The organism is Phaeovulum molybdatiresistens, assembly GCF_023544865.1.
Classification (GTDB): domain Bacteria; phylum Pseudomonadota; class Alphaproteobacteria; order Rhodobacterales; family Rhodobacteraceae; genus Pontitalea.
This window is the reverse complement of the sequence record NZ_JAMJFX010000030.1, coordinates 1-24,525: the sequence shown is the minus strand read 5'-3', so window position 1 is coordinate 24,525 and position 24,525 is coordinate 1. Positions and strand designations below refer to the sequence as shown.

General features: G+C 65.9%; 20 protein-coding genes. 7 read left to right on the top strand and 13 right to left on the bottom strand.

Features of this window, described 5'->3' with window-relative positions; translation table 11 throughout:
- Positions 1-129 precede the first annotated feature (129 nt).
- The 3 genes from MXB90_RS15470 to MXB90_RS15460 all read left to right on the top strand — a co-directional run bounded on the left by MXB90_RS15470 (position 130) and on the right by MXB90_RS15460 (position 3,907).
- On the top strand, positions 130-669 hold the full coding sequence (locus MXB90_RS15470) for a putative pterin-binding protein (RefSeq protein WP_250046329.1): 540 nt from the start codon (positions 130-132) through the stop codon (positions 667-669).
- A 3-nt stretch (positions 670-672) separates the two neighbouring features.
- Complete coding sequence (locus tag MXB90_RS15465; RefSeq protein WP_250046328.1) at positions 673-3,246, top strand: hybrid sensor histidine kinase/response regulator; 2,574 nt, start codon at positions 673-675, stop codon at positions 3,244-3,246.
- Between the two features lie 148 nt (positions 3,247-3,394).
- Positions 3,395-3,907 carry a hypothetical protein gene (locus MXB90_RS15460; protein ID WP_250046327.1) on the top strand — a complete coding sequence of 171 codons (513 nt, stop codon included), beginning with the start codon at positions 3,395-3,397 and terminating at the stop codon, positions 3,905-3,907.
- A gap of 78 nt (positions 3,908-3,985) precedes the next feature.
- Here MXB90_RS15460 and MXB90_RS15455 read toward each other — a convergent pair whose 3' ends face one another.
- Together MXB90_RS15455 and MXB90_RS15450 are read right to left on the bottom strand one after the other, a co-directional pair.
- Positions 3,986-4,537, bottom strand: a complete 552-nt coding sequence (locus tag MXB90_RS15455; RefSeq protein WP_250046326.1) for a hypothetical protein — start codon at positions 4,535-4,537, stop codon at positions 3,986-3,988.
- Between the two features lie 50 nt (positions 4,538-4,587).
- Positions 4,588-4,806: a hypothetical protein gene (locus MXB90_RS15450; RefSeq protein ID WP_250046325.1), complete on the bottom strand. Its 219-nt coding sequence runs from the start codon at positions 4,804-4,806 to the stop codon at positions 4,588-4,590.
- Between the two features lie 210 nt (positions 4,807-5,016).
- Between MXB90_RS15450 and MXB90_RS15445 the strand changes: the two genes are divergently transcribed.
- Positions 5,017-6,204, top strand: a complete 1,188-nt coding sequence (locus tag MXB90_RS15445; protein WP_250046324.1) for an NnrS family protein — start codon at positions 5,017-5,019, stop codon at positions 6,202-6,204.
- A gap of 21 nt (positions 6,205-6,225) precedes the next feature.
- Positions 6,226-8,628: a condensation domain-containing protein gene (locus MXB90_RS15440; protein WP_250046323.1), complete on the top strand. Its 2,403-nt coding sequence runs from the start codon at positions 6,226-6,228 to the stop codon at positions 8,626-8,628.
- Between the two features lie 27 nt (positions 8,629-8,655).
- Here the strand turns inward: MXB90_RS15440 and MXB90_RS15435 are convergent, their stop codons facing one another.
- Both MXB90_RS15435 and MXB90_RS15430 read right to left on the bottom strand, forming a co-directional pair.
- Entirely contained in the window at positions 8,656-9,639 is a 984-nt protein-coding gene (locus MXB90_RS15435; RefSeq protein ID WP_250046322.1) for a ParB/RepB/Spo0J family partition protein, read from the bottom strand.
- Positions 9,636-10,838, bottom strand: coding sequence for an AAA family ATPase (locus MXB90_RS15430; protein WP_250046321.1), 1,203 nt, complete (start codon positions 10,836-10,838; stop codon positions 9,636-9,638). Before MXB90_RS15430 ends, MXB90_RS15435 begins: the two co-directional genes overlap by 4 nt.
- 615 nt (positions 10,839-11,453) lie before the next feature.
- Here MXB90_RS15430 and MXB90_RS15425 point away from each other — a divergent pair.
- On the top strand, positions 11,454-12,485 hold the full coding sequence (locus MXB90_RS15425) for a replication initiation protein (RefSeq protein ID WP_250046320.1): 1,032 nt from the start codon (positions 11,454-11,456) through the stop codon (positions 12,483-12,485).
- Positions 12,486-12,531: 46 nt separating this feature from the next.
- On the opposite strand, the gene MXB90_RS15420 is transcribed toward MXB90_RS15425, so the two are convergent.
- The 4 genes from MXB90_RS15420 to MXB90_RS15405 all read right to left on the bottom strand — a co-directional run bounded on the left by MXB90_RS15420 (position 12,532) and on the right by MXB90_RS15405 (position 16,860).
- Complete coding sequence (locus tag MXB90_RS15420) at positions 12,532-13,911, bottom strand: MmgE/PrpD family protein (protein ID WP_250046319.1); 1,380 nt, start codon at positions 13,909-13,911, stop codon at positions 12,532-12,534.
- Positions 13,912-13,927: 16 nt separating this feature from the next.
- Entirely contained in the window at positions 13,928-15,238 is a 1,311-nt protein-coding gene (locus MXB90_RS15415) for a TRAP transporter large permease (RefSeq protein ID WP_250046318.1), read from the bottom strand.
- Positions 15,239-15,271: 33 nt separating this feature from the next.
- Positions 15,272-15,769 carry a TRAP transporter small permease subunit gene (locus tag MXB90_RS15410; RefSeq protein WP_250046317.1) on the bottom strand — a complete coding sequence of 166 codons (498 nt, stop codon included), beginning with the start codon at positions 15,767-15,769 and terminating at the stop codon, positions 15,272-15,274.
- A gap of 77 nt (positions 15,770-15,846) precedes the next feature.
- Entirely contained in the window at positions 15,847-16,860 is a 1,014-nt protein-coding gene (locus tag MXB90_RS15405; protein ID WP_250046316.1) for a TRAP transporter substrate-binding protein, read from the bottom strand.
- Between the two features lie 171 nt (positions 16,861-17,031).
- Here MXB90_RS15405 and MXB90_RS15400 point away from each other — a divergent pair, with 171 nt between their 5' ends.
- The gene (locus MXB90_RS15400) at positions 17,032-18,405 is read left to right on the top strand and encodes a nitroreductase family protein (RefSeq protein WP_250046315.1); all 1,374 of its coding nucleotides are present in this window, start codon (positions 17,032-17,034) and stop codon (positions 18,403-18,405) included.
- A gap of 4 nt (positions 18,406-18,409) precedes the next feature.
- Here the strand turns inward: MXB90_RS15400 and MXB90_RS15395 are convergent, their stop codons facing one another.
- Genes MXB90_RS15395 through MXB90_RS15375 form a run of 5 tightly spaced genes read right to left on the bottom strand, consistent with a single transcriptional unit; the run spans position 18,410 to position 24,472 of the window.
- Complete coding sequence (locus tag MXB90_RS15395) at positions 18,410-19,327, bottom strand: polysaccharide deacetylase family protein (RefSeq protein WP_250046314.1); 918 nt, start codon at positions 19,325-19,327, stop codon at positions 18,410-18,412.
- Positions 19,328-19,330: 3 nt separating this feature from the next.
- Positions 19,331-20,326, bottom strand: a complete 996-nt coding sequence (locus MXB90_RS15390; RefSeq protein ID WP_250046313.1) for an asparaginase — start codon at positions 20,324-20,326, stop codon at positions 19,331-19,333.
- Positions 20,326-21,729: a dihydroorotase gene (locus MXB90_RS15385; protein ID WP_250046312.1), complete on the bottom strand. Its 1,404-nt coding sequence runs from the start codon at positions 21,727-21,729 to the stop codon at positions 20,326-20,328. Before MXB90_RS15385 ends, MXB90_RS15390 begins: the two co-directional genes overlap by 1 nt.
- Positions 21,729-23,102 carry an MmgE/PrpD family protein gene (locus tag MXB90_RS15380; RefSeq protein ID WP_250046311.1) on the bottom strand — a complete coding sequence of 458 codons (1,374 nt, stop codon included), beginning with the start codon at positions 23,100-23,102 and terminating at the stop codon, positions 21,729-21,731. Before MXB90_RS15380 ends, MXB90_RS15385 begins: the two co-directional genes overlap by 1 nt.
- Positions 23,099-24,472, bottom strand: coding sequence for an FAD-dependent oxidoreductase (locus MXB90_RS15375; RefSeq protein WP_250046310.1), 1,374 nt, complete (start codon positions 24,470-24,472; stop codon positions 23,099-23,101). Before MXB90_RS15375 ends, MXB90_RS15380 begins: the two co-directional genes overlap by 4 nt.
- Positions 24,473-24,525 lie beyond the last annotated feature (53 nt).

The window sequence follows — 24,525 nt, the reverse complement described above, 5'->3', positions numbered from 1 at the left end:
CATCCGGTTTCCAGTAGATCTTTTTATATACGAAAGAGGATATGGATTTTCGAAAGGCGGATGCCGATATTCACATGCACTATGCCCGGCGCGATCCCGCGCCCGGCCCCGTTTCAGATGAGTAGCTGCATGACGTCCGCATTCCGCACGACCGGCCCGTTCACAGGGCGCTGCATATCTATCCTTATGGTTGTATTGGCCTTTTTCGCAGCACCGGCAATCGCGGCGGATCTGCCGCAACCGACCGGCCGCGTGGTCCTGACGGTGGATGGCGACATCGGCGTGACCAATGCCCCCGGCGCGGCAGAGTTCGATCTGGCGATGCTGGAAGCGCTTGGCACGGTTGCGGTGGAAACCTCGACGGTCTGGACCCAGGGCGTAATCCGCTTTGAAGGCGTGCCGCTGCGCGCGCTGCTGGAACGGCTTGGCATCCGGAAGGGCCAGATCCAGGCCATCGCCGCCAATGATTACGGTGTTGCCATCCCGGTCAGCGATGCGGTCGACGGCGGCCCGATCATCGCCTTCCGCCGCGACGGCAAGGAAATGTCGGTGCGTGAAAACGGCCCGCTCTGGATCATCTATCCCTCTGATTCCAATCCAGATTACCAGACCGATGCGATCTATGCCCGCAGCATCTGGCAACTGGTCCGCATGACGGCAAAGCCATAGGGCATGTTTGGCACCCAGATCAGCGCCGGGCCAAAACGCGTTCTGGGACGGCTGGCGCTCTGCATTCACCGCAGCGGCCTTTACTATGCGCTGGCCACGGTTGCCGTGGGCCTGTGCATCGCGGTGTCGATCTTTCTGGCCTCACGTGTGGCCGAACAGATCGACGTCAAGACCTCGGCCGAATCGGACAAGGTGCCGTGGAATCTGGCCCAGTCCGAGGTCGAGCTGATGTCGCTGCAGCTGGCCCTGCATGACGCCACCGAAAACCCGGCGATGGATCTGAACGATGTCCGGCTGCGCTTTGACATCTTCTACAGCCGGATCATGATCCTGACGCAAAGCCCGCTGCACGCGCCGCTGCGCGAAGCCCGCGATGTAGCCAAGGCCCTGGATGAGGTGACGCGGTTTCTGCATCACGCCGCCCCCATCGTGGATGCGCCCAACCGCGAATTCCGCCTGCAACTGCGCGAACTGGAACTGGCCACCGCCGCGATCCGCCCCGCGGTGCGCACCATCGCGCTGACGGGGATTCAACTGTCCTCGGCACTGGCCGATAAACGCCGCGCCGACTTTGTCACCACCTTGCGCGATCTGGCGGTGCTGACGGTGGCGCTGGTCATCTTCTTGCTGGCGGCGGTGGCGGTCTTGGCGCGGCTGTCGGCGATCAATACCGCGCGCGCCCGCACCGAACGGATGATGTATGAACGCATCGGCACGGTCCTGGCCAATACGCTGGATGCCGTGATTGAGGTTGATGCAGACGGCCGCATCGCCGAATTCAACGCCGCCGCCGAACGCATCTATGGCTATACCCGGGACGAGGCATTGGGGATGCCCGCCGCCCGGCTTGGCCCCGAACAGAGCCCGCCCACGCCCATCGTCGACACCCTGCGCAACCTGTGCGGCACCGGGCTAAGCCTGACGATGGCGCGGCACAAAAGCGGGCGGCAATTCCCGGTGGAATTCGCGGTGAACGCCCTGTCCGACCACAAGGGCGAAAGCTATGTCGCCTTCGCCCGCGACATCACCGGCCGGCTGGACCGGGAAAATGAACTGCGCCAGGCCCGCGACCGGGCAATCGCCGGCGAAAAGGCCAAACAGGCGATGCTGCAGGTCATGAGCCATGAAATCCGCACGCCGCTGAACGGCCTTCTGGGCACGCTGCAGCTTCTGGAAGATACCAACCTGACCCCCGAACAGGCCCGCCTGGCCGAGGTGATGCGCGCCTCGGGCGAATTCCTGATGCAGCATGTCAATGACGTTCTGGATATCTCTCAGATCGATTCGGGCATGATCACCGCCAATCCGATGCCCTTCACCCTGCAGGCGCTGGTGCGTGAGGTGGCGGCGAACCAGACCGCGCTGGCGCTGACGCGGGGCAACCGGATAGAGGTGGTGGACAGCCTTGGCCAGGATCGGCGCGTGAACAGCGACCCGAAATGGCTGCGCCAGATTCTTTTCAATCTGATCAGCAATGCCAACAAGTTCACCAGCAAAGGCAGCATCACCATCACCCTGGACCGCCCAGATCCAGCCGGCCCCTATCGCATCGCCGTGGCCGATACCGGCATCGGCATCAGCCAAGCCAACATCACCCGCATCTTCGCCGATTTCGTCACCATCGACCAATCCTATGAACGCACCGCCGGGGGCACCGGGCTGGGCCTTGGCATCGCGCGGCGGCTGGCGCGCAAGCTGGGCGGCAACCTGACGGTGGAAAGCCAGCTGGGCATCGGCAGCACCTTCACCCTGACCGTGCCGCTGACCGATCTGCCCGCCGAACCCGACGACGCCGCCCCGGCCAGCACCGCGCCTGCGCCGTCGGTCCGCCAGCTGTCCGTCCTGATGGCCGAGGACAATCCCGTCAACCGCCTGGTCCTGCGCGAATTGCTGCAGCGCGAAGGCCATACCGTGGCCGAGGCGCATGACGGCCAGGAAGCCGTCGATCTGGCGCAGGCACAGCGCTTTGACCTGATCCTGATGGATATCAGCATGCCGCGCATGAACGGCATCACCGCGACCCGCGCGATCCGCGACGGGCAGGGGCCGAACCGGGCCACACCGGTGGCGGCGCTGACCGCCCACGCCTCGGACAGCGACCGGTTTTTGCAGGCCGGCATGGCCGAGGTCGTGGTCAAGCCCATCTCGCGCGCCAAGCTGCGCGAGGCGATCGCGCGCATCTGCGGCGATCACTGCCCCGATGATCCCGACACGGCCGACAAGCCCCTGCTGGATGCCGCCCATCTGCAGGAAATGCACGATACCCTGCCCCATGACCGCTTCGCCCGGCTGCTGGACAGCTACATGGCCGAGGCTGATCGCGGTTTTGCCAAACTGGCCGCGGCCGACAGCGCGCTGCTGGATCTGGACCGCGTGGCCCAGCGGGCGCATAAAGAGGCGGGGTCCGCCGCGACCTTCGGGCTGACCCACCTGCGTGCCGAACTGATCCGCGCCGAACAGCTGGCCCAATCCGGCGATGCCGATGCCCTGGCCCCGGTTCTGGCGCAGCTTCCCGAAATCTGGCAACAAACGCGCCGCGCCTTGGCCAACTGGCGCCGTGACCACGCCAAGGGATGACCTATCCGAAAGGGGCGGCTTATCGCCCTTCGTATAGCCCATAGCGCTATTTCCTTCGCCTTTGGGGCGCAAACCTCTCGGAGGCATCCGCGCATCCGCCCTGGGAACCGTTAAGATAACGTAAAGTTATCTGACCCCCGAGTGCGCCATGATCGCCATCAGCAAACACGGACGCCCCCTTCTGCCCGATCTGCGCACGCTGTTTTCGCGCGCGATCCGGCCCGCCACACGCCCCCTGCCCCCGCAGGCGGCGGCGCAGGCCGATACGCTGGTGCCGCCCGACCTGTTGCTGGGGCGGATGCTGATCTGCCTGGGCCTGACCCCGGCCATGGTGGCGCAGATCCGCCCCTGGGTCGGCGCCCTGGGCGGCACCGTCCTGTCCGTGACCACCCCGGATCAGGCGCTGGCCGCCGCGCGATCCGGCCCCGCCATCCTGCTGTGCCAGACCGCCACCGGCCCGCAGGACACCACCCTGCGCGCCCTGCGCGATGCCGCCGCCCATGTGCCGCTGATCTGCCTGTCCCAGGCGACCGATCTGGCAAGCTTCGAGGCACCCGATCCGGCCTCGGTCGATGCCGCGCTGCGCGCGCCGCTGACCCGCACCGCGCTGTGCCTGGGTCTGCAGGCAGCGCTGGCCAATCGCGCCTTCCACAACCACTGATCCACAAGGCCCAAAGCAAGACACCCGGATGTTGCCATCCGGGTGTCTTTGCATCCCTGCGGTCAGGAAGGGGCCACGTCAGGCCCCCTGCGCCAGAAGCGGCGGCTGATCGGGCACCGCAACCTCACCTTCGACCATATTCATCTGCCGCATCTGCCAGGCGAAATTGTTCACCCGCGCCTTTTGCAGCACCACGTTCACATCCGCCGCATCCGCGGGCAGCGCCAGCGACACATCGCAGACCGGCAGCCGTTCGACCGACAGGTCATGCACCCGCATCCGCGTGGACGCCATCACCACCGGCAGATCGGGCCGTTCCAGCCGCAGGATGCGCAGCTTTTCCAGCACCGAGGCGATGCCGCCAAAGCCCTCGATCTCGATGAACAGCATCGACCATGCCCGGCTGGGCGAGCCGACCAGATTGTTGAACCGGCGCAGATCCGGGCACAGCGCGACATCGCGGCCCAGATGGCGGATCGTTTCGATTTCATAGGTCACGGGCGCGGTTTCGGCAGCAAAGACCAACACCGGATCAAGCCGCAGCGGCAAGCCCGGCGCCGGCGTGCGATGCGCCTTGAGCATCAGGGGCCCGTCCGAAGGCATGCGGTTCATCAGCAGCTCAATGTTCATGTTCGGCCCCTTCCGGACTTCCCGTTCCTGTCCTTTTACGACCCGCGGCATCAGAACAACGCCAGCCAGATCGCGGTTCCCCAACTCAGCACGCCCACGATTCCCGCCGGCAAAAGCCACCAGCCCGAACTCGCAAGATCGTCAAACCATCTGGGGGGCGTTTCGGGCGGGCTTGCCTCGGGTGGCTTTGCCCTGCCGCTGCGCCCGGTCTGGCCCCGGTTCTTGCCCGGGTCCGCGCCCCTTGCCAGAAACTCGTAACCATCCACCATCTCAGCGCCCAAAACTTTTGGTCTGAGCTTCATCCTATGTTTCACGGCAGAGTCGCTCAAAGGCGCTTAAGGTTAACCGATTGTGTAGACGTAGACGCGAATATACCTAAGGATGAATCACACTATCATAGGGTATATATACTCTGCCTCCGGTTGTTTGACAAATGTCATAGTCACCCGGGTCCGCACCTGCCAGAACCGGCGCGACCAATGACCGATGGCGCCCAGATGCCCCCACCCGTCCCCCCCCTGCCCGCGCACCAGCCCCCGCTTGTGCGGCATCCGGCGGGGGTGTTCTTCACCCTTGCCGCGCTGATCGCGCTGGCGCTGCCGTGGCTGTGGCTGCTGGCGCTGGATGACCCGCGCACGGTGCATCTGCGGCTGGGGATCTTCGGCTTTGGCGGCGCCGCGGTGACCGGCTATGTGCTGACCGCGCAGCGCGCCTGGACGGGGCGCCCGCCCGCCCTGCCCGCGCTTGTGCTGGGCGCGCTGTGGCTGGCCGCGCGGGGGGTGGCGCTTGGTCTGCCCGATCAGCCGCTGGCCTTCCTGCCCCCGGCGCTGGCGGTGGCAGGGGCGGTGCTGTGGCCGGTTGTGGCGGCACGGCGATGGGCGCGCCTGCCCCTGGCCACCGCCCCCCTGGCCCTGACGCTGGCCGAAGCCGCCCTACCCGCCGCCGACATCCCGCCAAAGGCGCTGGCGCTGGCCATGGCCGCGCTGATCCTGTTCGTGGGCGGGCGCGCGATCCCCGCCTTTCTGGCCACCGACCGCCAACGCCGGGGCCTGCCACGGCGCCCCACGGGGCCGCTTTGGCCCGGTCTGGCGGCGCTGGGGGCGGGTGTGGCGCTGGATGGTCCCGGCGGCCTTGCCGGGCTGGGGATGGCGGCGCTGTGGGTGCTGTGGCGCGCCTGGCCCGGCATCCGCCCCGGCGCCCCGACCGATGCCGCGAACCGGATGCTGTGCCTGGCCTATGCCGGGCTGGCGGCGGGGCTGTGCGGCATCGCGGCGGGCCGCATCGATGCCCTGCCGCCGCTGGCCGCGCTGCACCTGCTGACGCTGGGCGCGATGGGGGCGATGATCCTGGCCTTCGCCGCGCGCACCACCATGCACCGCCCCCCGGGTGCGGGGCTGCGGCCCCGACGGCGCCACTGGCTTGCGCTGACGCTGATCGGGGTGGCAACGCTGGCCCGCGTGGCGGCGGAACTGGACCCCGCCAATCCCTGGCTGACCCTGTCGGGGCTGGCCTGGTCGGGCGCCTGGGCGGCGTTCCTGTCGGCCCATGCCGCCGCCCTGCCCCACCCCACCCCGCATCCGGTGCTAAGTGCGGCGCGATCTTTTCCTATGCCGACTCCCCCCAGGCGCGCTACACTGGCCGGGCAACGCGACGACGGCCCGCAATGATCCAGTCCCGGGGGAAGCGCCATGACCGCAGTGCAAGACCCAAAGATCCTTGGGCAGTTTCCGCCCTCTTTCGCGCTGCGCCGCTTCTGGTTCGCCGAACAGCTGGCCCCGGGCGACCCCGGCAACAACATCGCCGTGCGCTGGCACATCGCCGGGCGGTTCAGCGCCGGCCTGCTGGAAAACGCCCTGCGCGCGATCGTGGCGCGCCATGAAATCCTGCGCACCCGGCTGGTCGATCAGGGCGGCGACCTGTGCCAGCAGGTTCTGGCCCAAACCCCGTTCAAGCTGGATGTGGTCGACATCCGCCAATTGCCCGCCGCCGAGCATGAACCCCGCATCCGGGCCATCGCGCAGGATCTGGGCGCCCGCCCCTTTGACCTGACCCAGCCGCCGCTGCTGCGCGTGGCGCTGGTGCAGACCCATCATGACCAGGCCGAGATTCTGATCACCGCGCATCACACCGTCTTTGACGGCTTTTCCATCCGCGTTCTGGGCCGCGAACTGGGCACCATCGCCGCCGCGATGGAGGAAGGCCGCAGCCCCGATCTGCCCGATCTACCGCTGCAATACGGCGATTTCGCGCTGTGGCAGGGCGAATTGCTGGAAACCGGCGCCCTGCAACCCGCGCAGGATTACTGGACCGATCAGCTGCGCGGAATGGCCTATTTCGAACTGCCCCCCGATCACCCGCGCCAGGCCGATCCGCATCGCAGCGCGGGCGCCGTGCGCCGTGATCTGTCCGAGGGGTTTGACGCCGCGCTGCAACGCGTGGCCGCCGCGCAGGATGCTTCGGCCTTCATGATCGCCGCCACCGTCACCGCCGCGGCGCTGTCGCGGGCCACCGGGCGCACGGATGTGTCCTTTGCCACCCCCACCGCCTGCCGCGATGACCCCGATCTGGAACAGATGATCGGGGTGTTCATCAACACGCTGGTGCTGCGGCTGGATCTGGCGCCGGGCGACAGTTTCGCACAGAGCCTGCGCCACACGCGCGGGGTGGTGCAGGGCGCGCTGGAACATGCCGATTTCCCCTTTGACCTGCTGGTCCGCGCGCTGAACCCCGCCCGCGACCCGCTGCGCCGTCCGCTGACCGCGATCACCTTCAACATGCAAAAGATCTTCATGGAAGAGGCTGATTACGGCCCCTTCACCCTGACCTCGGCTCCGTCACATGCGCCGGGGATTCAAGGCGATCTGTCGATCAATCTGATCGGGCGGCGGGGAAACTGGGCGCTGGTGGTCGATTATGACCGCGCGCTGTATGACCCCGCCCGGATTGAAGCACTGGCCGACAGTATTCTTGAGTGTTTCACCCAGTCTTTGGCACATCCCGACCAACCCCTGCTGCCCACGACCGACGCGATCGCCCCCCCTGCCCCCGATGCCGACCGCGCCCGGCTGGCGCAGATCTGGGCCGATCTGCTGAACCTGCCGCCAGACCAGATCAATGCTGATTTCTATCAGGCGGGCGGGCATTCGGTTCTGGCGCTGCGGATGCTGGCGCGGGTGGAACAGGCCTTCGGGCACCGCCCCGCCATCGCCGCCTTCCTACGCGACCCGACGCTGGATGGTCTGTTGACCGAACTGACCCGCGCGCGCATCCCCGCGCCCGCCCGGACGTTGTGGGAACTGTTTGAACTGCGCAGCGGCGCGCCCCATGCGCCGGTGATCGTCGCGGTCAATCAGCCGCTTCTGTATCAGTCCCTAACCCGTGGGATAGAGCCTGATTGCACCATCGCCTGTCTGACCGTGCCCGACCGCGCCACGATGCACGCACAGGCCGATCAGGGCCTGACTGCGGTGATTGAGGCGGCACAGAGCCTGATTTCCGCCCGCTACCCCGGGCGGCCACTTATTCTGATCGGGCTGTGCGTCGATGGCGTGGTGGCGATGGCCACGGCGCAGGCGTTAACCGCCAACGGTGCCGATGTCCGCGACCTGGTGCTGATCGACAGCTGGGCGCCCGATGCAGGCAGCGCGGTGCCCGCGCGGACCCGCTGGTTGCGGCGGCAAAGACGGCGGCTGCGGCGCATCGGGCATAACCTACGGCAAAAGCTGCGCGGGCAGATCGGCTGGCGCGATCTGGCCCTGACCAGCCGCCTGCCCGCCGCCTTGCTGCGTCGGCTGAACCTAGCCCCGCCGGTGACGGATGCAGAACGGCTGATCGACGACCTGGTGACCCATTTCCTGACGCTGACCCGCGACCACAGCTTTGCGCCCTATCGTAGCAGCATCATCGTGATCCGCACCGATGAAAACCTGCCCGATGTTCTGCGCGACCTGTATGGCTGGGGCGACCGCCTGCCTGCCGATACGGCGGTGTTTCACATTCCCGGCTGGCATGGCGATGCGGTTCTGCGCCAGGGTTTTCAGCGCCTGTCCCGCATTCTGGGCGACCGGATCAGGCGCATCCCGCGCGCCTGATCCGGGAAATTGCCAATTGGCAATTTTTCACTTCTTGCCGAATTTCGCGGCAAAGAACTGGTCGAACGCGGCGCGCAAGGCGGCCTCGGACAGGTTGTCGGAAAATTCCAGCGTGATCTTGTGCCCGCGCTTTTTCATCACCACGCCGGATTCTTCCGGCGCGCGGCGGAACACGGTAGCGGGGCGGCTGGGGCGCGGACCTTCGCCCGCCGCCTTCAGCCGCGCCAGAACCTTGGGCGCGGGCACCGCCGACCCCTGCCCCGCCCGCGCCGCGGCCTGTTCGGCGGCGATCACCGCGGCCTCTTGCTGCACGCGTTCGGCGGCATCGTCATCGGCCAGCAAGGGCTTCAGCGCGCGGGCGTGCAGCTCCTTCACCTCGCGGATCGAGGGCCAGGCCGCCACCACCGCCTCGGGCAGGCGCGCCAGTTGCAGGTAGCGCGACAACCAGGCCTCGGACACCTCCAGCCGTTCGGCCATCGTCTTTTGCCGCCCGCCGTAATACAGATCCAGCGCATTGGCATAGTCGCGCGCACGTTCGTAATCAGACAGATCCTCGCGGTCGCGGTTTTCAATATCGGCCAGGCGGAAGGCCTCTTCATCCGTCAGGTCGCGCACCTCGATCAGATAGCGGAACTGCGGATAGTTATGCGCGCGCAGCCAGGACACGGCGAAATGCCGCCGCGCGCCACAGATCACCTCATATTCCGCGCCGGGGCCTTCACGGCGGCGCACGATGGCGGGAAATTCCTGCTGGCCCTGCGCCTTGATGCTGTCGATCAGGTCGCGGCAATTATCCTCGGTCAGCAACTCATAGGCGCGGTTGTGCCGGTCCCACATCACGCATTGCGCGGGATCGACCCAGCGCAACACCTTTTCTTCGCGCGTCCCCGCCTCGGCCAGCGCGTTGGACCGCTTCAGGAACCGCGTCCCGGCCCGGTCATCCGCCGGGGTCGGATCGGCGGCAATATCCTTCAGAACGTCGTCGAAAATGGCATCATGGCGCTTGCTCACAGCACACCCTCCTTGCGCAGCGCGCGGTGATGGCTGGGCCATGTCTTGCGCGCCAGAAGTTCGATTTCACGCCCCACCGCATCCAGATAGGCGCGGCACCGGCGATGGGTTTCGGTCCGCGTCGCGGCCCCGGTCAGTTCATAAACCGTCGAAAGGTTCGCGGTCGCATTATCAATCTCGGCGCTGTCCTTCAGCACGGCGTTCAGCATGTCTTGCGGGAAAACCGCATCCATCATCCGCTTGATCGCCACATGCGCCGATTTCTGATCGTTCATCTTGGTCGCCAAAATCTTGACGAAGCTGTAAGACCGCGCGCCCCCGTGCAGCGCCAGTTCGCCCAGCGTCGCCTCCATCATCTTCAGGAAATGCGCGGTCGAGGCAAAGTCGATGTTGTTCGGCGGCGTCGGGATCACCAGCGCATTGGCCGCGCGCAGCACCGACAGCGACAACATCCCCAGCGCCGGCGGCGGATCCAGCAGGATGATGTCGAACTGATCCGCGATGGTTTCCACCCCTTCACGCAGCCGGTCCAGAATGAACGTGGGTTCGCGCGCCATTCGGGCCGCAAATTCATATTCGGCATCATAAAGGCCAAGGTTCGCCGGGATCAGCGCGATATTGTGCCAATAGGTCGCCCGCAGCGCGTAATGCAGCGTTTTGGGCCCGCCGTGGCGGAAGAACGGATACAGCGTATCTTCCTCTTCATCGACATCCACATCGGGGTTCATCCCAAACACCGCCGTGGTCGACGCCTGGCTATCGCAATCGATGACGCAGACGCGATAGCCCTTCAGCGCGAAGAATTGTGCCAGATGCGTGACCAGCGTCGATTTGCCGACCCCGCCCTTGAAGTTCTGCACCGCCATGATCAGCGGCGGGTCATCGGGCGCGCGATGGGGCAGGGTGCCAAACACCTCGCGCATGCGGTTCACCTCGGCCAGGGAATAGCCCAGGCGGCGGCCGGTTTCGGCGTCCTTTTCCGGTTCCGGCAGGCGGCCATCGGCCTCGGCGTCGCGAATGGCCTTTTCGGTGCGCCCGACCATTTCGGCGGCGGTGCGCACGTTGAAACGCAGCTCCAGCCGCTTTTGTGTGCCGGGCGCAAAGACGCGTTCGCGCAGCCGTTCGATCACGGTTGAGGCGCGGCGGGTCAGCAGGGACAGCTCTTCAAGGCTGACGGGGGGGATTACGGTGGTATCCATGGATGTTCCGTTCTGATGCTGGCGGAATCATGCGTTATTCGGCGGGTCAGGTAAAGTTCGGATTTAGCGGGTCTATCAGCGAAAAAACCGGAAGTTGGGCTAGGGGGCCCGTATTCCGGAACATTGCGGGTAACAGGCGTCAGCGCCGGACTTTGAGCACCGAAAACCGTCGCAACCCATCCCAATTCGTAAGGGTTCAAGTCTTGGCGGACCAGGGCCGCGCAAACCAATCCAAAATCCTGTGGATAAAAAAACAAACCTGAAGTTCAGATTCTTATAGATTCAGTGTTCGTCGCCGCCAAGCTATTGAGCCCAATACGAAAACCGTCACTGCGCTTACGTTCCGGGTGGGTTACGCTTACCTTTCGGGCGGCCATTCCTTACGAATCGGGCGGTCTGGCCTTACGATTCGGGTGGGTCTGAAACCTTACGTCTTGGGTGGGCGCCGACCTGGCCCTGCAACGCGGCAAAAAAGCCTTTGATACCAAGCCCCTGCGAATCACCTGCGAACGCTGCTTTTGGCAAACTCTTACCTTTTGGGTGGATAACCCGATGAAGGGTTGAAATCTTACGCATCCAAAGCTACAAAAGTAAGCAGAACGGGGTAGGCTGAGCATGGCTGAAAAATCATACCGCACGATCGACGCCAAGCCAAACGCCGAAAGCCTGATCAAGCCCGGCGAGCTGGTCGATCTGATCGAGGTCACCCCGCTGACGCTCGCCGACCGGCGGATCTATAACCAGCTTCTGGAAAACGCGTGGGAGGCGATCGACAAGCCCGTCACCCATGTGATCGCCAAATCCGCGCTGCGCGGCAGCCACAATTCCAACGACCGCATCGGCGAAAGCCTGGAACGGCTGATGTCGGCAATCGTCAAGGTCGCGGTGACCTGGGATGGCGAACCGGCGGTGGAACGGGTGCAGCTGCTGGGCGGCAACCTGGAAGGGCTGCGGTCCGATGGCATGCTGGAATATGAAATCCCCGCGCGTCTGCGCAAGATCATCCGCAATTCGCAGGTCTTCGCCCGCCTGCAGCGCGAGGTGATGTTTGCCCTGTCCTCAAAATACGCGCTGACGCTATACGAAATGGTGCAAAAGCGCGGCAACCTGCGTTGGAAGGCTTCCGAACGCTTCACGCTGGAGGCGCTGCGCGGCGTTCTGGGGGTGCCCAAGGGCAAGCTGACCAGCTGGTCCAACCTGAAACTGCGCGCCATCGACCCTGCCGTGGCCGAGGTGAACGCGCTGTCGGATTTTCTGGTGGAAATCGACCCGGTCAAGACGGGGCGTGCGGTGACGCATGTGGAATTGCGGTGGTGGCGCAAGGATGGCGATGCCTCGGGCGCGGCGGATCGGGCGTTGCAGTTTTCCAAGGTGGGCCGCCGCGTTCGCGCCGAGGGCCGCGAAGAAAAGCTGGCGGGGCAGGGCGCGCGCCCCGATGTGGCGCCCCGGCCCGCCTGGCTGGATGCGCGTGGCGCGGCGCTGCGCACGGAAACCTATGAAACCGCGCGCCTGCGCCATCCGGGCTATGACATTTACTTTGTCGAAGGCGAATGGCGCGCCTGGTCGGCCGGAAAACCGCCCGCCGACGATCCTGACCGCGCCTTCCTGGCCTTCTTTCGCAAATTCGCCGAGGCCAATCCGATCTGAAATTGCCAATTGGCAATTTCAGCCAAGCCCCGGCTAAGCTACGGATTTATCCGCGTAAATCCGCCAGCAGGTCAGGCCAGGATTGCGCAAGACGCGCCCCCTCCAGCGCCAGAACCTGCGGGATCACCCGGTCCGCGCCGGGCAGCAGTGGTGCCATAAGGCCAAGCGCCTTTTGCGTAATCTGGTCGGGGCCATAGGGCAGATCGGCCCCGCCCGGCGCGCTCAGGCATTCGCCGACCAGTTCGCGCCCATCGGTCAGGCGCAGCGTCGCGCGGGCAGGGCGGTCGTGGGGCCAGGGCTGTTCGGGTTCATGCGCGCTGATGCTGACCAAGCCGCGCAGCCGCATCAAGGCGGGGGCGCGCAGGGTATCGGCATGAAACGCCGCGGCCCCGGCATGGCCAAAGGCCAGCGTGGCGGCGGCGATGTGCTGAATGGAAAACTTGGCGGCCAGTGTCGTGGCGGGCTGGGGATTGTCCAGCTTGCGGCCCTTCCAATGGGTGGCGATGTCGATCGCGGCGACCTGATCGGGCGTCACGGGGCCCGCATCGCGCAGGGCTGCCAGAACCGCCTCAACGGTGGAATGGGCATATTGGCAGCAGGCGTGCATCTTGTGATAGGCGTCCTGCATCGCCCAGGTTTGCCCCAGATCGACGGACAGCGCCGCGGGGGTCGCGGTGGCGCCCATGATGCGCGCAAACACGTCAAACAGGCTGTCGGGCCCGCCCGCCACGCCAATCGCGGCCCAATCGGCGGAACGGATGCCGTTCTGGGCGCACAGCCCCGGCCAGACGTTGCGGATCAGCGCGCCTTCGACGGCATGGCCAAAGGGCCCGGGCAGGACCAGCGTCGCCCCGGTGCAAATGGCCGCGGCGGTGGTTTCGGCATCCAGCCCGCGCATCCGCGCGATGGCCGCCGCCGCCCCGACCGTGGCCAGCCCGCCATGCGGATGCATCACAAGGCCCGGGAAGGCAAAGCAGCGCGCCACCCGCGCCACGGTTTCATAGCCCACGATCAGCGACAGCAGCAGATGTTGCAGGCTGTGGCGTTCCGCCTCGGCCTCGGCCAGCAGCGCGGGCAGGCAATAGAGCGCGGCGTGACAGATCGCCAGCCGATAGCCGCCATCCAACTCACACCAATCGGCGGCCGCGCCATTTGACAGGGCCGCGCTGTAGCGATCCTGCCGGGGCAGGGCGGCATCGAAAACCGTCGCCTCGGGCGCACCGGCCGCACGCGCAAGGCCCGCGCGCAGGGCGATCAGTTCGGGTTCATCGCGCGCGGCAATCAGCGCGCCGAAATCATCGGCCAGGATCAGCGCGGCGCGTTGGCGGATATCTTCGGGGATATCCGCCCAGGTCAGGGCGCTGGTCCAACGGGTCAGCGCCTGAAATTCGCGCGTCACGGCGGCGCGGGTTTCGGCTTCGGTCATGGCACTCTCCGGGTGGTTAGCGCGTCAGGTTCGGCAGGAAGGTCACGATCGCCGGGAACATGATCAGCAGGGCCAGTGTGATCACCTCCATCAGGATGAAGGGGGCGACGCCCGCAAACACCTGTTCCAGCCGCAGCGGCACGGGGGACGAACTGCGCACCACATAGACGTTCAGCCCCACAGGTGGCGTGATCAGCGAAATTTCGGCCATCTTGATGACGATGACGCCCAGCCAGATCGGATCATAGCCCACCGAGGTCATCACCGGGAACATCACCGGCAGCGTCATCACCATGATCGCGATCGGTTCGATGAACATGCCCAGCACCAGGAACAGCAGCGCAAAGCCCAGAAGGTAGGTCAGCGGCGACAGTTCCAGCGCGATCATCGCGCCCGACACCGACGACACCAGCCCGGTATAGGTCAGGAAGCGCGCGAACAGCATCCCGCCGATCACCACGGCAAAGATCGTGGCGCTGGTATAGACCGCGTCCAGGAAGGTTTCGCGCAGCACGCTGGCCTGGGCGCGGCGCTTCAGGAACACGATCAGGAAGGCGCCAAAGGCCCCCACCGCACCGGCATAGGTCGGCACGAAGAAGCCGCCATAAATGCCGCCGATCACCAACGTGAACAGAACCACGATGCCCCAGACGTTTTTCAGCGACTTGATCTTGTTCTCGCGCGAAATGATCTCGGTCGGCATCGGCGCAATTTCGGGGCGGCGTTTGACCATGACATAGATGCCGGTCAGGAAGATGAAGGCGGTCAGGACGCCGGGGATCAAGCCGGCCACCAGCATCAGGCCCACGGATTGTTCGGTGATGATCGCATAGATCACCATCAGAACGCTGGGCGGGATCATCGCGGCCAGCGTGCCCGATGCGGCGATGCAGCCTGCGCTCAGCTTTTTGTCGTAGCCAAGCTTGGTCATTTCCGGCATCGCCATCTTGGTAAAGACGGCGGCGTTCACGATCGTCGACCCCGAGGCCGCGCCAAAGGCCGCCGAGGCGATCGTGGTCGTCATCGCCAGGCCCCCGGGCAGGCGCGACATCCAGTTATAGGCGGCCTGATACAGGTCTGTGGTCAACCTTGCCTGTGTCGCCAGCGCACCCATCAGGATGAACAGCGGGATCACCGCCAGCGTGAAGGAATTGGTCGTGCTGAACGGCACGGTTGCAAGCTGCGCCATCGCGGCATGCGGGCCGATGGTCAGATACATCCCCAGCAGCCCGCCAAGGCCCATGCCCACGCTGATATGGGCGCCGGAAACCAGCAGGATTGTCACCAGGGCGATGGCGATTAGGGCGGCGGTGGCCGGGTCAAGCACTTGGAAAACCTCGGATAAGTTCAGAACGCGGCATCAGCCGATTTCAAAGTGGCGGGGGTTGCCGAAGCTGCGGATGTCTTCCCACAGGTCCACGACAAGTTGCAGCAGCATCAGGATCGACCCGAAGGCCAGCAGCGTGCGCGCCGGATACAGCGGGAAGCGGGTCAGCCCGAAAGAGGCTTCCTTGATTTCCCAGCTATACATCGCCTCATTTACCGCCTGCCAGGACAGCAGCCCGAAAAAGACGATCCCGCTGAGCGCCGCGATGATGTCCATCAAGGACCGCACCTTGGGGCCCGCGCGCAGGTAAAACAGTTCCACCCGGATATGGCCCCGCCGGATCTGGGCAAAGGTCAGCCCGCCGAACACGATCAGTACCATCGTGCTTTCGGTCAGTTCCAGCGCGCCGGGGATGGGTTTCTTGAACAGCGTTCCGACCACATCGCCCACGCCCACGAACATCGCCAGCAACAGGCCGATACTGCCCAGGGCGACGGTCAGGATCGCGGTTTTCTCGATCAGCTTTTTCATTGGATGTCTTTCGGCAAGGTCGGGTCTGTCAAAGGAATCGGCCGGGCGAAGGAAACGCCCGGCCGCAATATGCCAGATCAGTCGGCCGCCATCTCGCGCCATTTGGCGACGACTTCGGCGGCGGCATCGCCCTTGCCGCGCGCGGCCATGCCATCAGCCCAGTCCTGCAGCAGGTCCGGGGTTTTCGCCTGCCAGTCGGCAACCGTCTCGGGGCTCAGCTCGATGATCGTGTGGCCCGCGGCGGTCATGCGTTCGCCCGCGGCGGCCTCGGCGGCGTTGATCAGCTCAACGTATTTCTGCTGGGCGATGTCGGCTTCTTCCAGGATGATCGCCTGGATGTCCTCGGGCAGGCGCTGCCAGGTGCGCTCGCTCATCACGACCAGGTGGCCGGCCATCGACAGCGCCGGGCCACAGCTGAACTTGCCCACTTCATGCAGGCGGAACGCCTCGATATTGCCGAGGTTCAGGAACGAATAGTCCAGCGTGCCACGTTCCAGCGCCTCAAACAGGTCGCCCGTGCCGACGGTCACCGGCACCGCGCCCACGGCGGACATCATCTTGGGAATGTCGGCGCCAAAGGTGCGGATCTTCTTGTTGGACAGACCGTCGATCGCCTTGCAGTCATCGGTCTTGCCGGTCATGAAATACGAGCCCAGCGGCTGGTGGAAGAACCGGCGCACGCCCTGGGCCTGCAGTTCTTCGGCAAAGACCGGCATTTCCTTGTAGGAATATTGCGCAATCTCAATCGCTTCGCTGGGCGAATCAAAGACGAAGGGCACCTGCACCGCGCGGGCGAAGGGCAGTTGGTCGGCGTAATAGCCCGGCACGATCGCGGCCATGTCCACCGCGCCGCGGCCGGCCAGCGACAGCAGTTCTTCGCCTTTGCCCAGGCCGCCCGAATAGACGATGTTGATGGCAACGCGGCCTTCGGAACGGGTTTCAATCGCCTTGGCGAATTCGCGTTCCACATCAAGATAGGGGCTATCGTTCAGATAATGCCCGAAATTCAGCCGGAATTCCTGGGCCTGCGCAGACCCGAAGACCGAAGCGGCGATTGCGATCCCGCCAAGAAGTGCCCTGTTGAAAGCCATGGTCGTGTTCCCCAATTGGTCACAGTGTTGTTCATTGTCGTCGGCACCGGTTCCGGCACCCCGCGTCCGCAGGGCCGAACCCTCCGAAAACTGTGAACAGTCTGCACGAGCCGCTTTCCCTGTCAACAGTTTCCATAGTAGTTATTTCGGTAACACGGAGGGAAAGGTAACATGATTATGAAAATAGAACAAAGTCCCGAAAATCACCCCCGAACGAACATTTTTGAGGCATCCGAGATCCTGGATCGCATCGCCGATCGCCGGTCTTGCCGGGTGTTTGACGGCTCGCCCATCGATGCCGATATCTTGCGTGACATCGTCGCCGATGGCACCCAGGCGCCGTCATCGTGCAATCAGCAGATGTGGCATTTCGTGATCCTGACCGACCGCGAAGATCTGCGCCGCGCCAATGACATCGCCGGCGGGAACCCGCATTTCTCGGACTGTTCGGCGCTGATTTATCTGTGTTTTCAAAAGGGCTGGGCGCATGACAACCATTCCGTCGTGCAATCGGTGGCGGCGGCGACCTATCACATGATGATCAGCGCGCATCTGCGCGGGCTGTCCACGATCTGGAATGCGGGGATCGGCGATCATCAACCTTTGCGCGAAATGATGGGGATTCCGCCGGTGTTCGAACTGATCGGCGCGCTGGCCATTGGCCGCCCGGTCGCGGGCGCGCCGCTGATGAAGGCGCCGCGCCGTGACCCCGACAGCATCCTGTCCTTCGGGCGATTCGCGCGGCCCGCGCAGACGATTTACCCCACCCGGCCCGATGACACCTATCCTTATGCGTCGATCAACAAGGCGCGCAATCCCTATGCGGAATGGAACCCCGATGCCTGGCGCTGGGATCAGCTGGGGGATTTCCGCGGCTATTCGGTCTGGGCCAAATCGCCCACCGCCGGGGTCTATCAATCCCGCCGTCAGGGCGAGGCCGCGGCGCAGGAACTGCGCCTGCTGCCCGATCTGCCCGCCGATGCCCGCGTTCTGGAAATCGCGCCCTGGGGCGGCACCAGCACGGCGGCGCTGCGCGCGCATCTGCCCGCATCCGTGCATCTGGACGTGGCCGAATTGGCCGAACCCAGCATCCGGTTCATCCGCGAACGGCTGAACCAGGAAGGGCAGGGGGGTCTTCCCACCGATTTCGTGCTGATGCGTGACGGGCGCCTGCCCCATGCCGATGCCAGCCTGGATGCCGTGGTCTTCCTGCAATCGCTGGAACATCTGCGCGACCGCGCCGCGGTTCTGGTCGAGGCGCGCCGGGTGCTGAAACCCGGCGGGGCGCTGGTGATCAGCGCGCGCAACATGACCTCACGCTATGGGCGGATGTGGCGGCAGGTGGAATCGCTGGGCCAGGTGCCGCTGCAGGGCCCGTTCAGCCCGATCGCGGCGCGGGATCTGCGTGATCTGGTCGCGCAGGCCGGTTTTGTGATCGAGGCCGAGGTGGGCATCGGCCTGGACGCGGGGGGCGACGCCGCCGTGGCGACCGGCCCGATGCGCGCCCGCCGCCGCCTGATCGCGCTGCGCGCCCGGCCCCTGTGACCGATCAGCCGGGCATCGGCACGGTGCCCGGCGGCAAGCCCTTGATGTAATCGGCCACGCCGCCCACCGTGGTGATCCACAGATCATCGCGATGCGCCAGCACATGCCCCAGCGCCCGGCGCAGCGCGCGCAGCCGGTAGGGGTGGCCGATGATGAAGGGATGCGTGATGACGGTGAAGACCAGCGGGTATTTGGCCGACTGGTGCAGCATTTCATCGAACTGGTCGGTGATCATGCGTTCAAACGACATCGCGCTTTCCTGCCGGAACACCATCGAGGGCGAATCGTTCAGTTCCACCGAATAGGGCACCGACAGGATCGGGCCGGACCGGGTCTTCATCCAGACCGGCTGATCGTCCAGCGGCCAATCCAGCATGTAGTCATACCCGGCCTCGGCCAGCAGATCGAGCGTCACCTCGCTTTGCGCGAAATAGGGGCCCATCCAGCCCTTGGGCGCGGCCCCGGCAAGGGCGCGGATTTCGTCCGTCGCTTCCTGGATCAGGGTGCGTTCATCCGCCTCGGACAGGTTGTCCTGGCGTTCGCCATTGCTGCGCCCGTGGCCCACGATTTCATCGCCACGCGCGCGGATCCGGTCCAGGATCTGCGGGCAGTCGCGCAACAGCCGCGAATTGGTGTTGTGCGACGCGGGCAGGCCCAGTTCATCCAGCAGGTCGAACAGATACCATTGCCCCACCCGGTTGCCATAATCGCGCCAGGCATAGTTGCGATGCGTCTGCGGCGCGGTCAGCACCGCGCTGTCGCTGCCCAGACCGTCACGATAGCTGAACACCTCAAGGTTGTTGCAAAGGCATAGCGCCAGCCGCTTGCCACCCGGCCAGGTGAAATCGGGCCGGTCGGGCAGGGGGACATAGTCATAGCGGTTGTGTTTGCGCAGTTCCATCGTGATCTCCCCCTTGGTCACGGCTTAGTATCTATCAAAACAGTCCTGAATCCAGTCCGGATCGCTGCTGTGCATCAAGGCCAGCATCAGCAGGATGCGCGCCTTGTGCGGGCTAAGGTCATCGGCGCCGATCCAGCCCTGCTGGCGCAGCCACCCGCGCCGCGACACCCGGCCCGATCCGACGCGGCTGGCCTGCACGATCACCACGCCCTTGGCCGCCGCCTCAACCAGAACGGCGCGTTCGGTGGGCGCGGTCATGCCCGGCGCGAACCCGGCCGACACGATGCCGCGCGCACCCGCCGCGATGGCGGCGCGGGCCAGTGCCTCATCGGCGCCGGCCATGGCATACAGGATATCGACGCGCGGCAGCACCGTCGCCTCATCCACCCGGAAGGGGGCGGCGGCGGTATGGGGCCGTTCGGGGCGACGGGTGAACACCACGCGGTCCGGGTCCACCACGCCCAAGGGCCCGAAAGCGCCGGAATGGAAGGCGTGCAGCCGGTAGGTTGAGCCCTTGGCAACCTCACGCGCGGCGTGGATTTCGTCGTTCAGCACCACCATAACGCCGCGGTCCCGCGCCTGCGGATCGGCCGCCACCCGCAGCGCGGCAATGGCATTGGCCGCCGCATCGCTGCCCACCGTGTTCAAAGGCCGCTGCGCCCCCACCAGCACCACGGGCTGCGGAATCTCCAGCGTCAGGTTCAGGAACCAGGCGGTTTCTTCCAGCGTGGCGGTGCCGTGCAGGATGACGAAACCCGCGATACTGTCATCCTGCGCGGTGGCGCGGATCGTGGCCACCAGCCGAAGCCAGTCGGCGGGGCCGATGGCGCTTGACCCCACCTCGCGGAAGGGGATGGGGACCAGATCGGCGATCGTGGCCAGCCGCGGGATCTGGTCGATCACCTCGGACACCGACAGCTTGCGCCCGGTTTCGGGGTAATCGACATAGTCGAACGGATCGGTGGCGAGTGACGAAATCGTGCCGCCCGTGCCGATGATGGCGATACGCGGCAAAGCCATCAGACCTCTGCCCCCAGCTTGCGGCGCTGATAGCGGCCGATGCCGGACGCATCATCGACCAGCGCGCCATTGTCCACCACCGCATGACCGCGCACAAAGGTGTGGCGGATCGCGCCCTTGAAGGGCCGCCCTTCATAGATCGAATAGCCCGCCGAGGACACGACATCTTCGCGCCGCAGCACCCATTCGGCGTCCAGATCGACCAGCACCAGATCGGCATCCAACCCCGGCGCGATCCGGCCCTTGGCATGCGACAGGCCCATCAGCCGCGCGGGGGTTTCCGACACCAGTTCCGCGATCCGTTCCAGCGGCAGGCCGCGGGCGTGGTGGCCTTCGGTCAGCAGGACGGGCAGCATCGTTTCCATTCCCGGACAACCGGGCGAGGCCTTCCAGATCCCGCCCTCTTTCGAACTGGCGTCGCGGTGGACGTGATCGGTGGCCACCGTGTCGATATCGCCGTCAAAGATCGCCTGCCACAGCGCCTCGCAATCGGTGGCGGACCGCAGCGGCGGGTTGATCTTGCCCAGATCGCCGCCCGCCCAGCTGACGTCATGGGTCAGGTAATGCGGGCAGGTTTCCAGATAGACCCGGTCGCCCGCCATCCGCCGCGCGGTCGCCGCATCCAGCGCCGCCGCCGAGGAGGTATGCACGACATACAGCGGCGCCCCCGCCTGATTGGCCAGGAACGCCGCGCGCTGCACGGCCTCGGCCTCGACAAAGGCGGGGCGGGTGGCGTCCCAGGCGGCCAGACCGCCGCGGCCTTCGGGGTCGCGGTCCATTTCCCGCTTGCGCAGGACCCAAGCGACCTCAATGTTTTCGGGGTGCGGGGCGACCATGCCACCATGCGCCGCCGCATGTTCGGCCAACCGGAAGAAGAAGCCGTCGTCGATATCGGGCAGGCCCAGACGCGCGCCTTCGCCGCCACGGTTGTTCATGAAGATCTTGAGCGTCGGCGCACCGTAATCGGTGATATAGGCCGGAACCCCCTTCAGCTGATCCTCGGTCGAGATGATGAAGTGATAGCCAAAGTCGATCCGTGCCCCGGCCTCGGTCACCGAAACGACCTCGTCGAAGATTTCTTCATAGGGGCCGGTGCCCATCAGGTAGGGGATCATGCAGGTGACGCCGCCCTTGGCCGCGCTGGCGGTTTCGCGGTCGGCATCTTCGGGCACGCGGGGGCGGGCAATGTCCTTGCCGTGGCCCAGATGCAGGTGCGCGTCAATCGCGCCGGGCATCACCACAAGGCCCGTGGCATCGACCACGCGCGCCGCCTGAACGGGCGTGCCCGGCGCCAGGATCGCCGCGATCTTGCCGCCCGCCACCGCGATATCACAGGCGGTGCGCCCGGTGCCGGGCAGGATCGCCTCGCCGCCCGAAATCAGAAGGTCGAATTGCGTCATCATCATGCCTTTCCCGATATGGCGCGCAGCGCGCCCGACAGCCCGGCCAGCCCCGTGGCGTTTGGCAACCCTTCCAACGCGCGGGTCAGCGCATCCGCCTGCGCGGGTCCGGCCAGCCGCGCCAGATTGGCGGTGAATTTCGACATCACATCCGCTGCCCCCGGCGGGCGCGAGGCGTTGCCATAGACATCATCCACCCGCACCTCAATCACGCGGCCATCGCGCAGGCCCGCGCGGATGCACGCGTCAAAGCGGTCGGGGAAGCGGCTGTCCTGCAGCACTGACCAGCGCATCCGCGCGGCCAGCGCGTGAACGCCCGGTGATGCGGGGCGTTCGAAACTGTCCAGCGTCACCTCGGCATCGACCAGCCACATCGCGGCGGTGACGGGCAGGCTCCAGCGGGCGGAATGGCCTTGGGCGGCGCATTTCGCCTCCCACGGCTCGCAGATGATGGATGCCGCGCCTGCGGGCACGCCAAAATCGATCCAGTCAACGCTGTCCGCCGCAAGGCCCTGGGCGGCCAGCCGTTCCACCCCTTCCAGGAAGGGGTGGATGTAGTGGCAGCAGGGAAAGAACTTGTAGGCCGCGCGTTCCAGATGCCAGACCTGCCCCAGATCCGCGATCAGCGGTGCCAGACGGGCGGCGGCATCCTCATCGCCGGCAAAGACGCGGAACAGGCCAAAGCGGCCTTCCAGCGCGGTTTCCGGGCCGGTGATGCCCGCCGCGGCCAGATCGGCGGCGATCAGCCCGGCATGGGCGGCCCAGCCGGGATGCATGGATTTCACCGTGGACCCGTTCGTCAGAAATTCGAACACCCCCGAGGCCTGGCTTAGCGCGATGCCGATGGCCGCGACCTGACCCGGCGCGCCCAGCCCGCGCAGTTCCGCCGCGATCCCGGCGGCGCACAGCGCGCCCCCGACCGAGGTCAGCTGAAACCCGCGGTTCTGGAACCCCCCGGCCGAGGCGATGCCAAGGCGGATCATCACCTCATACCACAGCGCATAGCTGCGGATCAGCGCGGCACCGCTGGCGCCCGCTGCCTCGGCCGCGGCAAGGGCCGCGGGGGCCAGAACCGCGCTGCCATGCACGATCGACCCGGTATGGGTGTCGTCATATTCCAGGCTGTGGATCAGCCCGCCATTGACCAGCGCCGCATCGGCGGGCGCCGCGCCCTGCGGCTGGCCAAAGACGCTGGCCGCGCCACCCTGCGCGACCGATGCGCCGTGGCGCCGCCAAGGCGCGCCGATGGCGGTTCCGGCTGCGGCATGGCCGACACCGATCGCGTCGGTCAGGTGCAGCAGCGCCACCCGTTCCACCGGGGCGGGCAGGGTTTCGATTTGCGCCAGACGCGCGACGATATCGGCCAGAAGCGTCATGCGTCACTTGCCCCCAGATCACGCGCCGCCGCCAGCGCGGCCAGACGGCCAAGCGCGGTCGCCGTCAGCAGACCATTGCCCGAGGCATAGCCAAGCGCGCCCGCGCGCCCGCTGATCCCCGCCGCAGCACCGCCGCCCGCATAAAGGCCCGGGATCGCGCTGCCATCGGCGCGCATCACGCGGCCATCGGCATCCACATGCAGACCACCCTGCGTATGGAACAGCGCCGGCACCACGCGGCAGGAATAGAACGGCGCCTGCAGCGGCGCCAGACCATAGGCCACGCGGCCAAAGGCATCCGCGCGACTCGCCGCGGCGGCGGCGTTGTATTCGGCCACCGCTGCCTCGGCCGCGGCACCGTCAAGGCCCTGGGCTGCCGCCACCTCGGCCACGGTATCGCCCTTCTTCAGGCCGCCGTGGTCCCACAGCTCGGCAAACTCTTCTTCCTGCATCGCGATTTCAAAGATGCGCTGGTCAAAGATCGCCCAGGCATGGCTGCCCTGCGACAGCACGAACCGGGCAAATCCGGAATATCCCAGCGATTCATCGCCGAACCGCTTGCCATCCTTGCCCAGCAGCACGCCGCCCTTTTCGATCGTCGTCCAGGACAGGATCGACCCATGCGGATCGGCCACCGCCGCATAGCCCTGATAGGCCTGCATGTTGTCCAGCCGCGCGCCCAGTTCCTCGCCCCAGATCACGGCCTCGCCGTCGGACCCCTGCGCGCCGAAATACTGCGCCCCGGCGATTTCCGGGCAGAAGCGTTCGACCAGCGCCTTGTTCGCGCCAAAGCCGTTCAGCGCCAGCAGCGTCGCGCGGGCGCGAATTTCGGTTTCCTGCCCGTCGCCGGTATCGACGATGGCACCCTTGACCGCGCCATCTTCGATGATCAGGCGGCGCACGGCATTGCCCACGGCCAGCGGAATGTCACGCTTTTCCACCGCGCGGACCAGGTCGTTCACCAGGTCGATGCCGCGGCGCGACGCGGGGGCGTGCAGGCGCGACACCGAATGGCCGATGTGCTTGTAGGCGGTGATCAGCTGGATCTTGGCCTCGACCACATCCACCAGCCATTCCACGGTTTCCGCCGACACCTGCGTCATGCGGCGCACCAGTTCGGGGTCGTCGGTTTCGCCCGCAATGCCCATCAGGTCGCGGAAATAGGTTTCCGGGTCATCCTCAATCCCCGCCTCGCGCTGGAAACGGCTACCTGCGGCGGGGACGGACCCCGTCGACAGCGCCGAATTGCCGCCGGGCCGGTCGGTCTTTTCCACGACTGCGACGCTTAGCCCCGCATCCGCGCCCGCAATGGCCGCGCACAGCCCGCAGGCGCCCGCGCCGATCACCAGAAGGTCGATTTCGTCACTCATGTCCATTCCCCGGGGTTCAGGCGATCGCTTCCAGCGCGCGCAGGGTGTCGTCG

Bases quoted from the DNA above. Each gene is read 5' to 3' on its own strand.
- MXB90_RS15410 (WP_250046317.1), bottom strand. From the start codon at position 15,769: ATGAAAAAGCTGATCGAGAAAACCGCGATCCTGACCGTCGCCCTGGGC.
- MXB90_RS15380 (WP_250046311.1), bottom strand. From the start codon at position 23,102: ATGACGCTTCTGGCCGATATCGTCGCGCGTCTGGCGCAAATCGAAACC.
- MXB90_RS15430 (WP_250046321.1), bottom strand. From the start codon at position 10,838: ATGGATACCACCGTAATCCCCCCCGTCAGCCTTGAAGAGCTGTCCCTG.
- MXB90_RS15375 (WP_250046310.1), bottom strand. From the start codon at position 24,472: ATGAGTGACGAAATCGACCTTCTGGTGATCGGCGCGGGCGCCTGCGGG.
- MXB90_RS15440 (WP_250046323.1), top strand. From the start codon at position 6,226: ATGACCGCAGTGCAAGACCCAAAGATCCTTGGGCAGTTTCCGCCCTCT.
- MXB90_RS15445 (WP_250046324.1), top strand. From the start codon at position 5,017: ATGACCGATGGCGCCCAGATGCCCCCACCCGTCCCCCCCCTGCCCGCG.
- MXB90_RS15400 (WP_250046315.1), top strand. From the start codon at position 17,032: ATGATTATGAAAATAGAACAAAGTCCCGAAAATCACCCCCGAACGAAC.
- MXB90_RS15470 (WP_250046329.1), top strand. From the start codon at position 130: ATGACGTCCGCATTCCGCACGACCGGCCCGTTCACAGGGCGCTGCATA.
- MXB90_RS15460 (WP_250046327.1), top strand. From the start codon at position 3,395: ATGATCGCCATCAGCAAACACGGACGCCCCCTTCTGCCCGATCTGCGC.
- MXB90_RS15455 (WP_250046326.1), bottom strand. From the start codon at position 4,537: ATGAACATTGAGCTGCTGATGAACCGCATGCCTTCGGACGGGCCCCTG.
- MXB90_RS15390 (WP_250046313.1), bottom strand. From the start codon at position 20,326: ATGGCTTTGCCGCGTATCGCCATCATCGGCACGGGCGGCACGATTTCG.
- MXB90_RS15425 (WP_250046320.1), top strand. From the start codon at position 11,454: ATGGCTGAAAAATCATACCGCACGATCGACGCCAAGCCAAACGCCGAA.
- MXB90_RS15405 (WP_250046316.1), bottom strand. From the start codon at position 16,860: ATGGCTTTCAACAGGGCACTTCTTGGCGGGATCGCAATCGCCGCTTCG.
- MXB90_RS15420 (WP_250046319.1), bottom strand. From the start codon at position 13,911: ATGACCGAAGCCGAAACCCGCGCCGCCGTGACGCGCGAATTTCAGGCG.
- MXB90_RS15385 (WP_250046312.1), bottom strand. From the start codon at position 21,729: ATGATGACGCAATTCGACCTTCTGATTTCGGGCGGCGAGGCGATCCTG.
- MXB90_RS15450 (WP_250046325.1), bottom strand. From the start codon at position 4,806: ATGGTGGATGGTTACGAGTTTCTGGCAAGGGGCGCGGACCCGGGCAAG.
- MXB90_RS15465 (WP_250046328.1), top strand. From the start codon at position 673: ATGTTTGGCACCCAGATCAGCGCCGGGCCAAAACGCGTTCTGGGACGG.